Origin of the sequence: Pseudomonas grandcourensis, from assembly GCF_039909015.1 — a bacterium.
GTDB classification, from domain to species: Bacteria; Pseudomonadota; Gammaproteobacteria; order Pseudomonadales; family Pseudomonadaceae; genus Aquipseudomonas; species Aquipseudomonas grandcourensis.
Genome location: NZ_CP150919.1, coordinates 5,740,576 through 5,754,327 on the forward strand (window position 1 = coordinate 5,740,576; position 13,752 = coordinate 5,754,327).

A 13,752-nucleotide genomic window follows, 5' to 3' on the forward strand; every position below is an offset into this window, starting at 1 on the left:
TGGTGCAACGGACCAAGGCATCAGCCTTTGCGGGCGTTGGATCATGTTAATGGGTAAAAATTCCGAATGTTACAAATCAGCCCCGAACAAAGGGGTTCTCGCGCATTTCATCGCCCAGACGGGTATCCGGACCATGCCCGGTCACCACGGTGGCGTCTTCGTCGAGGGTGTACAGCCGCTGCTTGATCGAACGCACGATAGTCGCCTGGTCGCCGCCCCACAAATCCGTGCGCCCGACGCCGCGACGAAACAGCGTATCGCCGGCAATCAGCAGCTTGGCCTCGGAAAACCAGAAGCTCATGGAGCCCGGTGTATGACCCGGCGTGTGCAGTGCCACGCCACAGCCGCAGGCCAGTTCTTCATCATCGGCCAGCCAGCGATCCGGGGACGGCACCGGGGTATAGGGAACGCCGAACATCTGGCACTGCATTTCCAGGTTGTCCCACAGAAACTGGTCTTCCTTGTGCAAATGCAGGGTCGCGCCGGTTTTCTCCTTGAGTTGGCCGGAAGCCAGGAAATGATCGAGGTGCGCGTGGGTGTGAATGATGCTGACCACTTTCAGACCCAGTGCGTCGAGCCGTGCCAGGATCAGCTCATGATTGCCACCCGGATCGACGACGATGGCCTTTTTCGTTACCGGATCGCCGATGATCGTGCAGTTGCACTGCAAAGGGCCGACGGGGAAGGTTTCGCGAATGAGGGTGGGTTGCGGAGTCATCGGGGCCTGCTCGATAAACGGGGACAAGCGATTTTCGCACAATTGGGCAGCGAGCCAATGACTGCGATGGGTAACATGAAAAATCCTTAACCCAACACCCCCAATTCCTTGGCCCGCGCCACCGCCTGCGTACGCCGCTCGACCCCGAGCTTGCTGTTGATATGGCTGGCGTGGGTCTTGACCGTATGCAGGGAAATAAACAGCTGATCGCTGATTTCCTGGTTCGAACAGCCCTGGGCGATCAATCGCAGGACCGCCATTTCCCGGGTGCTGAGCTGTTCCGCGGCCGCGCAGGACTCCAGCCCGGGACGGGCAACCAATGCCGGCAGTTTTTCACTGAGACTCAGGGAAACGGGGGTTGGCTGACAGTTTTGAAGCTGCGCACGCAGCCAGTCCGGGTGCTCGGCCAACAAGCCCTCGAAGGGTTGCAGTCCCCCTCCGCCGGCGGCGTCCAGCGCCTGGGCCAGTGCCTTGCGTGCTTCCGGTTCTCGCCCGCTGCACAGCAACAACGCCACTTTCTGGGTCAGTGCCATGGCACTGAGCATCTGCCGGCCGCTTTGCTGGCCATGTTCGAGCAGCGCATTCAAACGCCCTTCGGCCAGCATCGGCTGGCCCTGGATGACGTCGAGCAAGGCTTGTTGCAATTCGATATGCAGCGGCAATTGCGGGTGGAATTCCGGTGGTGCCGCCCCGTTTTCGCCGTTATAGGTCTGCCCCAGGCGCGCCAGCCAGGCTTCGGCCAGATCGGTGCGCCCCTGGGCCAGCCAGAGTTCACATTTGACCAGGGTGATCATGGCCAGGTAGTAGATCGGTGGCACGTCCCAGATGTGCATGAGCCGTTCGGCTTCGGCAAGCTCGGCAAAGGCCTTGGCGAACTCGCCGCTGCTGCCTTCCAGCCTGGCAATCACGCAGTGGCCGATCAGCACGCTGATGTCACGGCAGGCGCGCGCCTCGCTCAAGCCGGCCTGCAATCGCACCCGCGCCGCTTGTGGCTGCATGCGCAGGGCCAGCAAAAAACCTTCGTATAAGGTCAGCCGGGCGCGAACCGCATACAGCCGTTGCGCAGGCAAGCTCTGCAGGCGCTGCATTCCCTGACGGACTTCTTCCAGCGCCCGACAGATTTCCCCGCGCGTTTGCAGCACCCGGGCGCGGTCGTAGTGCGCCAGTGCTTCGAACAAGGGGTTGCCGACCCGTTGCGCCAGCTCCAGCGATTCGCGGTTAAGCCCTCGTGCCCGCCACAAATCACCGTCGGCAATGGCCAGGTTGGACAAGGTCGAGAGGCACATCAGCCGCTGGCCGTAACGCTTGGGCGGAAGACTTTCCAACGCTTCGCCGCAGTACTGCAGCGTCAGTTCGCGGTTGCCGCGCCCACGGGCAATGATGCCGCTCAACGCCAGCCATTGAGCCAGCATGGACTTCTGGGCGGTGGCCGATGGAGCAGGCAGGAAGCGGCTCAAATGGCTGGCCAGTTCTTCTGCGGCATCCAGTTGGCAAGCCATCCCCAGCGCCCAGCTATAGAGTACGATCAGTCGCGGCGTGCTGATCAGCAAGCTGTCAGGCAAGTCCATTTTCCAGCGCAGCAACATGCCGACGTTCTGCTCGGCCAGCAGTTGCTCTTCGGAGAGGTTCTGCACCAGGTTCGCCGCGACGTCCAGATGACCGGCACGCAAGGCCTGCTCCACGGCCTCATCGAGCAGGCCCTGGGCATTGAACCAGCGGCAGGCACGCAGGTGCAGGCTGGCGGCCGGCACCATCGACTGGGAAGTCGGGCGCGTGCGCAACAGATCGGAAAACAGGTGGTGGTAACGATACCAGTGGCCGTGTTCGTCCAGCGGCACCAGGAACACTTGGTGGGCGAGCAGGAAGCGCAGGATCTCCCCGCTGTCGTGGGCGTCGCGAACGGCATCGCACAGTTCGCTGCAAAAACGTTCCTGGGGCGCCGTGTCATAGAGGAACGACTGGACCTCGGCGGGCAGGCAATCGATGACTTCTTCGAGCAGGTAATCGCGGATCAGCCCTTCCCCGCCGTGCAACGATTGCGGCAGCGCGCCATCGGTGCCCGCCTCCGAGGCGGCCAGCAGCCAGAAGCGTAACCCCGCGACCCAACCTTCGCTGCGCTGGATCAGGTTTTCCAGTGCCTCACCGCGCAGGGAGCTGCTGTGCCGGTCGAGCAGGCTCAAGGCCTCGTCATGGGTCAGGCGCAGATCCTGTTCATGCAACTCAAGTAATTGCCGCGACAGCCGCAGCCGTGCCAGATGCCAGTCGGGACGCTGGCGACTGGTGACCATCACCAGCAAGCCATCGGGAAGATGATTGAGGAAAAATTGCAGGCAGCGGTCCAGCACCGGCCCCTGGGCCAGATGATAATCATCCAGCACCAGCAGCAATGGCGTCGCGGTGGACAGGTGTTCGGCCAGTTCGTCGAGCAGGCCGTCCAGCCATTCTTCGAATGCGAAAGGCTGATGGCGCTGGCGCATTTTCAACAGCCCGAGGGATTGCCTGCCCAGGTGCGGAAAATAGTCCTGGAGGCCTTCCAGCAGGCGCTCGAGAAAACGTCCCGGGTCACTGTCTCGCGGGCTCAACCCCAGCCAGAGACTTTGCCAGTGCGCCGGCAACCCCTGACAAAACTCCACCGCCAACGAACTCTTGCCGAACCCTGCCGGTGCGCTGACCAGCAACAGCCTGCCACCGAGCCCGGCACTCAGGCGCTCGCACAAACGTGGACGCAGCACATGGCCGTCGGGCAACGGCGGGCGGAAGAAGCGCCCGTCGAGTGTCGCGACAGCAACGTTTGCAGAACCTGGGGGTGTAGACAAATCAGTCATAGCCGGCTCTTGTTTGAATTGCAGGTGGCGGCGTTGCAGATGTCCGCAGACTAGCCGTAAACGGATAGGGAATGAAGGTAATTGCTACAAATGGCTACAAAAAGTCTACAAGCAAAAAAAAACGCCCCGAACCAGTCGGGGCGTTTTCAGAGGGTGCAGCCTCTACTCAGTCCACCTTAGCGAACACCGTCCTGACGCAGGGCGGCCGGGGTGAAGTCGCTGGTGGTGGCCTGGAAGCCGAAGTCATAGGCCGACTTCTCTTCGTTCTTCATGCCCAGTGCCAGGTAACGACCCGATTGCAGGTCATACAGGGCTTCGAGGGCATACCACGGCACTTGCTTGTCGTAGTAGTTCTCGGCATGGGCCTCACCTACACGCCACAGTTGGCCACGACCGTCGTAATGGTCGATGACCGCTGCTTGCCAGGTATCTTCGTCGATGTAGAAGTCACGCTTGGCGTAGATGTGACGCTGACCTTCCTTCAGGGTTGCAACCACATGCCACACACGGCGCAGTTCGTAACGCGCCAGGTCCTGGTTGATGTGACCGGCCTTGATGATGTCGGTGTACTTGAGGCTCGGGTCGTCGAGCTTGTAGGCGTCGGAGGCGATGTACATCTCTTTCTTGCCTTCGAGCTTCCAGTCGTAACGATCCGGTGCACCGTTGAACATGTCCAGGTTATCGGAGGTACGCAGGCCATCGGCCGCGGTACCCGGGCCGTCATAGGACACTTGTGGCGCACGGCGCACACGGCGCTGACCGGCGTTGTAGACCCACGCCGAACGCGGTTCCTTCACCTGATCGAGGGTTTCGTGCACCAGCAGTACACCACCGGCCAGTCGTGCCGGGGCAGTCACTTTCTGCTTGAAGTAGAACAGGATGTTGCCCGGGTTTTTCGGGTCGTAGTCCTTCATCTTGTCGCGGAACACGAACTGGTCCTGGAAGTACACCAGGCTGAACGAACCGTTCGGCTGCGGCGTGGCCTGGGTCACCAGGCGGGTCACGCTGCCCCCGCGATAACGGGTGATGTGGTTCCAGATGACTTCTACGCCGCTTTTCGGAATCGGGAACGGCACGGCGGTCTCGAAGTTTTCCAGGCCGTTGCCGCCGGACACCAGGTTGGTGTTGGTGGCGTTGCGCTTGATGGCAGCGAAAACGTCATCCGGCACGGTGGCACCGCGATGGGACGGATAGACCGGCATCTTGAAGGTTTCCGGGTAGCGCTTGAACATCGCGTACTGGCCCGGGGCGAGCTTTTCCTTGTACTGGTCGACGTTCTGCGCCGTGATGGTGAACAGCGGTTTTTCGCTGGCGAACGGATTGGACAGGAAACCTTTGCTGTCGACCGTACCGGCGTTCTTCGCCATAGGCTTCCAGGCCGGGATCGAACCGTCGGCGTTACCCGCCATTTCAGCGCCCATCGGGGTCAGGCTCTTGCCCAGTTTGTCGGCCTCGGCCTGGGGTACCGCCGCGATCACGCTGGTCGCCAGCAGCGAAAGGCCCAGAACACCGGCGTGGAACAGACTCTTTGTTATTTTCATATGTGTGTTCGTCCTGAAAATACTGTGCTTAGAAGTTCACGCCGAGGCTGAGCGCAACGAAGTCGCGGTCATCCACGGTGGTGTACTTGCCGTCGAAGAAGTTGGTGTAGGCCAGGCTCGCGGTGTAGGTGTTCTGGTACTCGGCGTCGACACCCAGGCTCACCGCCTTGCGGCCTTCCTCGAAGTTGCCGCCAGGGCCAGGGGAGTAACCGCTCACGTCATGGGACCAGGCAACGTTCGGCTTGAGGTTCACACCGGCAAACACGTCGTTGTATTCCCAGATGGCGCGACCGCGGTAGCCCCACGAAGTTGGGGTAGTGAAGCCTTCGTCAGTGCAGTTGCGGCTGCGGTTGTTGGTCGGCGTACCCGGGCCGGCACCGTTGATGGTACTGGTGTTGAGCGCCACGCAGGTATCGAGCGCGCCAGAGGCTGGCAACTCACCCGGGCCGTAGACCGGATCGCGGCCATAACGAACGTCGGAAGTGCTTTCCAGGCCGCCAACGTGGGTCACGCCCACTTCGCCCACCAGGGTCAGACGGCTGGCGCCCATGACCTGGTCGAAGAAGTGCGTCAGGGTGGTCTGGAACTGGGTGACTTCCTTGCGACGATACCCGTGCAGGTCCTGACCCGGCACGCCGGTAAGCAGCGATGCATTGGTCAATGGATTGTTCGGGTTGTTGTTGCCCAAAGGACGGATACCGGAGAACAGGATGTCGGTGGAGTTGAGCTGCACTGGCGCGTTCGGACGGTAGCTGATCTCACCGCTCCACGCCGTACCGGTAGGCAGGGTGGTGGAGAAGCTCAAGCCATACAGGCGAATGTCCTCGGGGTATTCGATGAAGTATTGCGAATTACCGGCCACCAGCAGTGGCCCGAGTGCCGCGAACGGGCCGGGCAACGCTCTGGCCGTGTTGTAGACCGACTGCGGCGCACCGGTGGCGCTGAAGATCGGCGCACGGCTGTGGTAGTTCATGAAGTAGGCGCCGAACTCGGTGTCCAGCGGATCGAACATGTACTTGAAGGACGCGCCCCACTGGCCGCTGTCACGGGCATCGCGATCGCCGCCACGACGCACCAGAACACCCTCTTCGTTGACGTTAACGCCGTTGGCGGCCAAAGGCCCCAGGGCAATGGCCGGAATTTGCGAGCGCTTGTTCAGCACACGCAGGTTGTCGTCGCAGCCGTCGGCAACGATGTCCGGCTGGGAGAAGAACGTGCCGCAGTTGTCGACGACGGTCTGGTCCCATTCAATTTGGTAGAACGCTTCGGCCGACAGGTTTTCGGTCAGGCTCTGGGACACATAGAACATGTTGACCGGGATCAGGCCTTCCTTGATCTCGGCACCCGGACGGCGGAACGCGGACACGTCGATCGGGTTGATCGAGTTGATGCCACCACCGATGAAGGTGCTTTCACCCCAGCTCACGACCTGCTTGCCCAGACGCACGGAGCCTGGCTGATCGGCAATGGAGTAGTTGTGGTAGACGAAGGCGTCGAGGATCTGGCCGCCGGCGGACTTGGCGCCTTCCTTGCGGCCCTCGTCGCTGATGTCCTTGAACGGACGGCTTTCGTCCTTCAGTTCGAAGTCGTACCAGTATTTGCCACGGACGAAAACACCGGTATCGCCGTATTTCAGTTCAAGGTCATGGATGCCCTTGAAGATCTTCGAGAAGGTTTCCCCGCTCTTGAAGTTCAGGTGACCGTCATCAGAAGTCTGGGACAGACCCTTGCCGCCGTTGTTGACACCAATGAGGTTCTTGTTCGGCTGCTCGGTAGACCAACTGGCACCAACCGACAGGGATGAGTCGAACTGACCTTCGATTTCTCCGACGTTGAAACTGACGCCGAATGCTGGCCCGGCGAGCGTAGAGGCAAGACTGACAGCCAGGGGCAGTTTCGCCCGGCGCCAGAACTGGTTTACTGATGTCATCGACGCTACTCCATGTGCATTTTATTTTTATGGCAAGAGCACTTCTAAAAACGCTGTGGATAACCGGGAGCCATGGCATCCCAAAGTCATTCCAAAGTTGCATCGCCCCGGTTCGTGCGGTTGCCCCGTTCTTAAAAATCCTTGAGAGGACTATAGCCAGCAGGTAGTAGCGCTTGATCCCTCTAAAGTGTGATTTGCAGTTGCCAGCCACTCTGGAACAGTCCTTTCGCCAGTCCGACACCCGTCGGCACGGCAAGGATGGCTGAAAATTTCGATTTAACAAGCCAAGCGCTTGCTTGGTGGGGCTGGCGTGCCCCTTCGGGCACGCCGGGAGACGCTTAAAGCGTCGAGAGGAAGGTGCTGTTGGTGGCTTGCCATTCGCTGATGTCGACACGAATGCGCTTCTTGTCGAGTTTGCCGACGCTGGTCTTGGGAATTTCAGTAACAAGGGCGATCTGGCTCGGAATTGCCCACTTGCTCAGGTGCCCCAGTTCCACAAACGGCTTGAGGTGTTCCTTGAGTTCCCGCGCCCCGATTGCATGCCCCTCACGCAGCACCAGCAGGGCAAACGGCCGCTCGCCCCACTGCGGATCGGGAATCCCCACCACTGCTACCTCGCGTACCGCCGCATGACGGCTGATCAGGTCTTCCAGGTCCAGGGAGGAGATCCACTCGCCACCGGTCTTGATCACGTCCTTGATCCGGTCACGAATGTCGATCACGCCCATGCTGTCCAGGGTCGCCACGTCACCCGTGTGCAGCCAGCCTCCGGCCCAGAGTTCGGCACCCTTCTGCGGCTCGTTGAAATACCCCTCGGTCAGCCATGGCGCGCGTAACACCAGCTCGCCCTGGGTCTCGCCATCGGCGGGCAGGAAGTTGCCCTCGGTGTCGACGATCGCCGCCTCCACCAGTGGCCCTGGCACGCCGGCCTTGATCCGGTAAGTGGTGCGTTCGTCTTCGGTACCGGCCATCAGCTCATCGTTCAAGTGCGCGCACGAAACCAGTGGCCCGGTTTCCGACATGCCATAGGCGGCGGTCAACTGAATGCCTTTGGCCTTGGCCGCCTCGTACAACGTGCGGTTCAGGGCGCTGCCGCCGATGACGATTTTCCAGCCACCGAAGTCGACGTTCTGCGCGGCCTTGGCATTGAGGACCATCTGCAAAATGGTCGGTACGCAATGGGAGAAGGTGACCTTCTCCTTGCGCCACAACTCCACCAGGTACTCCGGGTCATAGCGTCCGGGATACACCTGCTTGAGCCCGAGCATGGTCGCCACATACGGCAAGCCCCAGGCGTGGACGTGGAACATCGGGGTGATCGGCATGTACACGTCGTTGGTGCCCAGCAGGCGCACGCTATCGATCGCACCCATGATGGTCGACACGCCCATGGTATGCAGCACCAGTTGCCGATGGGTGAAGTACACACCCTTGGGATTGCCGGTGGTACCGGTGGTATAGAACGTGGTCGCGACCGAGTTTTCGTCGAAATCCTCGAAGTCGTACTGCGGGCTCGCCGCGGCCAGCAGCTGTTCGTATTCGCCGACAAGGTTCGGCAGGTCCGCGGTTTTTTCCGGCAGGTCAGTCAGCAGCAGGGTTTTGTCGACCGTGGTCAGATGCCCCTCGATGGCCTTGTAGAGGCCGACGAACTCGCTGTTGACCAGCACAAAGCGGTCCTCGGCGTGGTTCATGGTGTAGAGGATCTGTTCCGGCGACAGGCGCACGTTGATGGTGTGGATCACCGCGCCGATCATCGGGATGGCGAACATGCATTCCAGGTAACGATGGCTGTCCCAGTCCATCACACCCACGGCATCCCCGGGCTTGACCCCCGCCGCTGTCAGCACGTTGGCCAGGCGGGCCACCCGTTCGATCAGGGTCGGGTAGCTGTAGCGCAACTTGTCGCGGTAGATGATCTCGCGGGTTTTTTCATAACGGGCACCGGACATCAGCAGTCGCTTGATCAACAGCGGGTACTGGTAAGCGCCTTCGGCCGGGGGGATAACGCGAGTCTGCAACATAATAATCCCTTTAATCTGACTGCACGGTCGTGACTGAAAGTACGCACTGTAGTGCCCTTGAACGCCAGCCAAATCAGCCAAAGGAATGATTTGCAGAACCCTGCAGATACTAGCGTTGCGCCACTACCCACAGGGATTCTCGATCTGTAGTAACTACGGAATCAATGCATCTCGGTAAAAGCCAGCTTCACACCAATCGCAATCAGCACCGCACCCATGGTCCGGTCGAACCAGTGACCCATACGGGCAAAACCGGCGCGTACGCGCTGCTGGCTGAACAACATCGCCACCAGGCAGAACCAGGCCGCTGTCGCCGCCGCCAGGTAAACCCCGTAACCGGCCTGCACAGCCAGCGGCGTGTGCGGGTTGATCACCACGGTGAACAGCGAGAGGAAGAACAGCGTAGCTTTCGGGTTGAGGCCGTTGGTGACGAAACCTGAGGTGAAGGCACCACGGGCGGTGCGCTCACCGGCTTCCTTGTGAAGGTCGTCCGCCACAGGCTTGGCCGGTTGCGCGCGCAGCGCTTTGTAACCGATGTACAGCAGGTAAGCGGCAGCGGCCCATTTCAAGGCATTGAACAGCACGATCGACTGGGACACGATCAGGCCGATACCCAACAGCGAGTAACCCACGTGCAGGAAAATCGCCGTCCCCACACCCAGCGCGGTCCAGGTGCCAGCGCGGCGACCGTGGGTAACACTCTCGCGCACCACCACGGCAAAGTCCGGGCCGGGGCTGGCCACGGCCAGCAGGTGAATCAGGGCAACGGTCAAGAACTCTGTCCAATACATGGGGGCTCCTTTAGGCCAAGCGTAACTATTTATTTCATCTGATAGGCTCGGCAGATTACGCCTTCAGTTCAATGCACAAAAGGTACAGTTGATGACGAACACTCGCCGCGCCGTATTCCTCGACCACCCGTCCCTGGATCTCGGCGACCTTGACCTTGACCCGCTGCGCAGTTGTTTCAGCGATTTGCAGCTGTTCGCCCAGACCTTGCCCGATCAAGTCATCGAACATCTCAAGGGCGCCACCGTCGCCATCAGTAACAAGATCCTGATCGATGCCGCCGCCATGGCCGCCAGCCCTGATCTCAAGCTGATCCTGATCACCGCCACCGGCACCAACAATGTCGACCTCGCCGCCGCCCGCGCCCACGGGATTACCGTGTGCAACTGCCAGGGTTACGGCACACCGTCGGTGGCGCAGCACACGATCATGCTGCTGCTCAACCTGGCCACTCGCCTGGCCGATTATCAAAAAGCCGTCGGCGATGGCCGCTGGCAGCAGTCCAAACAGTTCTGTTTGCTGGATTACCCGATCGTCGAACTCGAAGGCAAAACCCTTGGCCTGCTCGGCCATGGGGAATTGGGCGGTGCAGTCGCACGGCTGGCTGAAGCCTTCGGCATGCGTGTTCTACTGGGGCAAATTCCCGGACGCCCTGCCCGCCCGGACCGCCTGCCACTGAATGAACTGTTGCCACAGGTCGATGCCCTGACTCTGCACTGCCCGCTCAACGAGCACACCCGCCACTTCATCGGCGCCCGCGAGCTGGCCTCAATGAAACCCGGCGCGTTCGTGGTCAACACCGCACGCGGTGGATTGATTGATGAACAGGCACTGGCCGACGCATTGCGCAACGGGCATCTGGGCGGCGCCGCCACTGACGTGCTGAGCGTCGAGCCTCCCGTCAACGGCAATCCGCTGCTGGCCCACGATATCCCGCGCCTGATCGTCACCCCGCACAACGCCTGGGGCAGCCGCGAAGCGCGCCAGCGAATCGTTGGCCAAGTAACCGAAAACGCACTGGGATACTTCAGCGGTAAGGCGCTGCGGGTCGTCAGTTGATAAACTGCAGCACTTTTTTCCAAGGGAGCAGTTATGGATCCGCGCAGTGAAGTACTGCTTCGTCAGGCCGAGTTATTCCAGGGTTCGGTGCTGTTGGCCGGCTTGCCCGCCGACGACTTGCTGGGCCGTCTGCCCGATGCTCATGGCTGGTGCTGGCACGCCGGCGATCAGGCCGCGCTGGACGCCCGCTTTGCCGAGCGCAGCCATTTTGGTGTGAATGCACCGGAGCGCGAGTTCGACAGCGCCGTGGTGTTTCTGCCCAAGGCCAAGGACCTGACCGACTACATCCTCAACGCCCTCGCCTCACGGCTGGCCGGCCGCGAGTTGTACCTGGTCGGCGAGAAAAAAAGCGGCATCGAAGGTGCCGCCAAACAACTCAACCCGTTCGGCAAGCCGCGCAAACTCGACAGCGCGCGCCACTGCCAGCTCTGGCTGGTCACCGTGGCCAACGCGCCTGAAGCCAAACCGCTGGAAAGCCTGGCGCAGACCTACGAACTGCCGCTGGCCGAAGGCCCGCTGAAGGTCATCAGCCTGCCGGGGGTGTTCAGCCATGGTCGCTTGGATCGCGGTAGTGCGCTGCTGCTGGAGCATCTGGACAAATTGCCCAGCGGTCACTTGCTCGATTTCGGTTGCGGCGCAGGAGTCTTGGGCGCGGCAGTGAAACGTCGTTACCCGCACAACCAGGTCACGTTGCTGGATGTGGATGCCTTTGCCGCTGCCAGCAGTCGCCTGACCCTGGCTGCCAATGGTCTGGAAGCCGAGGTGATTACCGGTGACGGAATCGATGCCGCGCCGATGGGTTTGAGTGCGATCCTGAGCAACCCGCCGTTCCATGTCGGCGTGCACACCGACTATTTCGCAACAGAGAACTTGCTGCGAAAAGCGGCCAAACATCTGAAAAACGGCGGCGAACTTCGCTTGGTAGCGAACAGTTTCCTGAAGTATCAACCGTTGATCGAAGAGCATCTTGGCGTGTGTGCGATCAAGGCCGAAGGACAGGGTTTCAGAATCTACCGGGCAAAGCGCGGCTGAAAATTTGTACTTGCCGAATGGATTTTGCCAAGGCAGAATCCGCTCCGTCCTAGGGGAGTAGTCTCCCACGAGCGCCACGCTCGTCCGGCATGCGTCAACATACTTGGTCCTCAGACCATGGCGCATGCGACCCAAGCATCCACATCAGATGGATCGCAGGGTTTGACAAGACCTATGACACGAACACCTTACCCGGGGCGGGAAGGCTGTACGTGTCATAGCCGTGTCGACCCGCCCCTTAGGAAAACCCCTGATGCTGGATTCACTACTCGTACCTACCGCAATCGTTGCCTTGGCCGAAATCGGCGACAAGACGCAGCTGCTCGCGCTCATCCTCGCTGCCCGTTTCCGCAAGCCCTGGCCGATCATCGCCGGTATCGTCGCCGCGACCCTGGCCAACCACGCAGCCGCTGGTGCAGTCGGTGCCTGGGTCGGCAGTTTCTTCTCGGATACGATGCTGCACTGGATCCTCGCCGCGAGCTTCGCCGCCACGGCGCTGTGGACCCTGGTCCCGGACAAGATGGATGACGACGAGGCCAGCACCGCCCGCAAGTTCGGGCCGTTCCTGACCACGTTGATCGCGTTTTTCCTGGCGGAAATCGGCGACAAGACGCAGATCGCGACCGTGATGCTGGCTGCGCAGTATCCGGAGCTGTGGCTGGTGATCATCGGTACCACCCTCGGCATGCTGATTGCCAACGTGCCCGTGGTACTGGCCGGTAACTTTGCTGCAGACAAATTGCCATTGACCCTGATCCGTCGACTGGCGGCGTCGGCGTTCTTCATCCTGGCGATTGTCGCGGTGTACAAGGCGATGCAGAGCAGCGGGTGGGTTTGACGCGATAGGTCGATAGACCGCGTTATCGTTCATCGCGAGCAAGCTCGCGATGGCGGTAGCGGCCTCACCGCATAGACATCAGGACTTCTTGGCCTGTTCGTACAAAGGCATGACCTTCGGAATCGCCGCCTGCAACGCAGCGATACGACTCGACGACGCCGGGTGAGTGCTCATGAACTCCGGTGGCGCACCTTCCGAAACCTTGCTCATCTTGTTCCACAGGGTGATCGCGGCATTCGGGTTGTAACCGGCGCGGGCGGCCAGTTCCAGGCCGATCAGATCCGCCTCGTTTTCATTGGCGCGGCTGTTGGGCAAGGTCATGCCGTAGTTGGCCACGGTATCAGCCAGGGCCATGGAGTCCTGCCCCAGCCCCAACAAGGCACCGGCGCCCTGCTTGGCCATCTCGATGCCGTAAGCCTTGGACATCGCTTCACGACCGTGCTCGCGCAGGGCGTGGGCGATTTCGTGGCCCATGATTGCGGCGATTTCATCGTCAGTCAGCTTCAGGGTGTCGATCAGCCCGGTGTAAAAGATGATCTTGCCGCCTGGGCCGCAGTTGGCGTTGAGCTCATCGCTCTTGATCAGGTTGACTTCCCACTTCCACTGGGCCGCATCCGGACGGAAGTTCGGCGCCTGGGCAATCAGCCGGTCGGCAATCGCCTGAACCCGCCGGGCTTCATTGCTGGTCTTGTCCAGTACACCTTTGCTGGACGCCTCGCCCACTGTCTTCTGATAGGACTGGGCGTACATCTGGTCGACTTCTTGCTCGGACAACATGCTGAACATGTACTGCTTGCGCTCAACACCTACAGCGCCGCCACTGGTGGTATTGACCGACTGGCAACCGCTGAGCAACAGCGCTGCGCCCAGCGCTGCGCCCAGCGCACTGACAACCAAAATCTTGTTCATCAAAAAAACCCCTGAAAACTTGCCGCGTATCCTAGGCGTGGAAATGCATCGACGCCAGATACAATGGACGTAAGACGCACAATTTGGACA

Annotated in this window: 10 protein-coding genes and 1 riboswitch; of the genes, 3 read left to right on the forward strand and 7 right to left on the reverse strand. The window is 60.8% G+C overall.

What is annotated here, in order from left to right:
• Positions 1-76: 76 nt before the first annotated feature.
• The 6 genes from AABM52_RS25720 to AABM52_RS25745 form a co-directional block, all read right to left on the reverse strand.
• Positions 77-718: an MBL fold metallo-hydrolase gene (locus tag AABM52_RS25720; protein ID WP_347908942.1), complete on the reverse strand. Its 642-nt coding sequence runs from the start codon at positions 716-718 to the stop codon at positions 77-79.
• An 86-nt stretch (positions 719-804) separates the two neighbouring features.
• A complete protein-coding gene (locus tag AABM52_RS25725) occupies positions 805-3,543 on the reverse strand; it encodes a LuxR C-terminal-related transcriptional regulator (protein WP_347908944.1) in 2,739 nt (912 codons plus the stop codon).
• A 176-nt stretch (positions 3,544-3,719) separates the two neighbouring features.
• Positions 3,720-5,084, reverse strand: coding sequence for a DUF1329 domain-containing protein (locus AABM52_RS25730; RefSeq protein WP_223465954.1), 1,365 nt, complete (start codon positions 5,082-5,084; stop codon positions 3,720-3,722).
• A 28-nt stretch (positions 5,085-5,112) separates the two neighbouring features.
• Positions 5,113-7,014, reverse strand: a complete 1,902-nt coding sequence (locus AABM52_RS25735; protein WP_347908945.1) for a DUF1302 domain-containing protein — start codon at positions 7,012-7,014, stop codon at positions 5,113-5,115.
• A 338-nt stretch (positions 7,015-7,352) separates the two neighbouring features.
• On the reverse strand, positions 7,353-9,035 hold the full coding sequence (locus AABM52_RS25740; protein ID WP_008045977.1) for a fatty acid--CoA ligase: 1,683 nt from the start codon (positions 9,033-9,035) through the stop codon (positions 7,353-7,355).
• A 161-nt stretch (positions 9,036-9,196) separates the two neighbouring features.
• Positions 9,197-9,826, reverse strand: a complete 630-nt coding sequence (locus tag AABM52_RS25745) for a LysE family translocator (protein WP_110658928.1) — start codon at positions 9,824-9,826, stop codon at positions 9,197-9,199.
• A gap of 91 nt (positions 9,827-9,917) precedes the next feature.
• Between AABM52_RS25745 and AABM52_RS25750 the strand changes: the two genes are divergently transcribed.
• The 3 genes from AABM52_RS25750 (at position 9,918) to AABM52_RS25760 (ending at position 12,753) form a co-directional block, all read left to right on the forward strand.
• Positions 9,918-10,883 (forward strand): 2-hydroxyacid dehydrogenase, encoded by a 966-nt coding sequence (locus AABM52_RS25750; protein WP_347908946.1) that lies wholly within the window; start codon positions 9,918-9,920, stop codon positions 10,881-10,883.
• 33 nt (positions 10,884-10,916) lie between these two features.
• Positions 10,917-11,915 carry a class I SAM-dependent methyltransferase gene (locus tag AABM52_RS25755; RefSeq protein WP_347908947.1) on the forward strand — a complete coding sequence of 333 codons (999 nt, stop codon included), beginning with the start codon at positions 10,917-10,919 and terminating at the stop codon, positions 11,913-11,915.
• A 40-nt stretch (positions 11,916-11,955) separates the two neighbouring features.
• Positions 11,956-12,078, forward strand: a riboswitch (yybP-ykoY riboswitch).
• A gap of 90 nt (positions 12,079-12,168) precedes the next feature.
• Positions 12,169-12,753, forward strand: coding sequence for a TMEM165/GDT1 family protein (locus tag AABM52_RS25760; RefSeq protein WP_008016665.1), 585 nt, complete (start codon positions 12,169-12,171; stop codon positions 12,751-12,753).
• A 78-nt stretch (positions 12,754-12,831) separates the two neighbouring features.
• Here the strand turns inward: AABM52_RS25760 and AABM52_RS25765 are convergent, their stop codons facing one another.
• Entirely contained in the window at positions 12,832-13,662 is an 831-nt protein-coding gene (locus AABM52_RS25765; protein WP_347908948.1) for a M48 family metallopeptidase, read from the reverse strand.
• Positions 13,663-13,752 lie beyond the last annotated feature (90 nt).

Bases quoted from the DNA above. Each gene is read 5' to 3' on its own strand.
- AABM52_RS25750 (WP_347908946.1), top strand. From the start codon at position 9,918: ATGACGAACACTCGCCGCGCCGTATTCCTCGACCACCCGTCCCTGGAT.
- AABM52_RS25745 (WP_110658928.1), bottom strand. From the start codon at position 9,826: ATGTATTGGACAGAGTTCTTGACCGTTGCCCTGATTCACCTGCTGGCC.
- AABM52_RS25725 (WP_347908944.1), bottom strand. From the start codon at position 3,543: ATGACTGATTTGTCTACACCCCCAGGTTCTGCAAACGTTGCTGTCGCG.
- AABM52_RS25735 (WP_347908945.1), bottom strand. From the start codon at position 7,014: ATGACATCAGTAAACCAGTTCTGGCGCCGGGCGAAACTGCCCCTGGCT.
- AABM52_RS25760 (WP_008016665.1), top strand. From the start codon at position 12,169: ATGCTGGATTCACTACTCGTACCTACCGCAATCGTTGCCTTGGCCGAA.
- AABM52_RS25730 (WP_223465954.1), bottom strand. From the start codon at position 5,084: ATGAAAATAACAAAGAGTCTGTTCCACGCCGGTGTTCTGGGCCTTTCG.
- AABM52_RS25740 (WP_008045977.1), bottom strand. From the start codon at position 9,035: ATGTTGCAGACTCGCGTTATCCCCCCGGCCGAAGGCGCTTACCAGTAC.
- AABM52_RS25755 (WP_347908947.1), top strand. From the start codon at position 10,917: ATGGATCCGCGCAGTGAAGTACTGCTTCGTCAGGCCGAGTTATTCCAG.
- AABM52_RS25720 (WP_347908942.1), bottom strand. From the start codon at position 718: ATGACTCCGCAACCCACCCTCATTCGCGAAACCTTCCCCGTCGGCCCT.
- AABM52_RS25765 (WP_347908948.1), bottom strand. From the start codon at position 13,662: ATGAACAAGATTTTGGTTGTCAGTGCGCTGGGCGCAGCGCTGGGCGCA.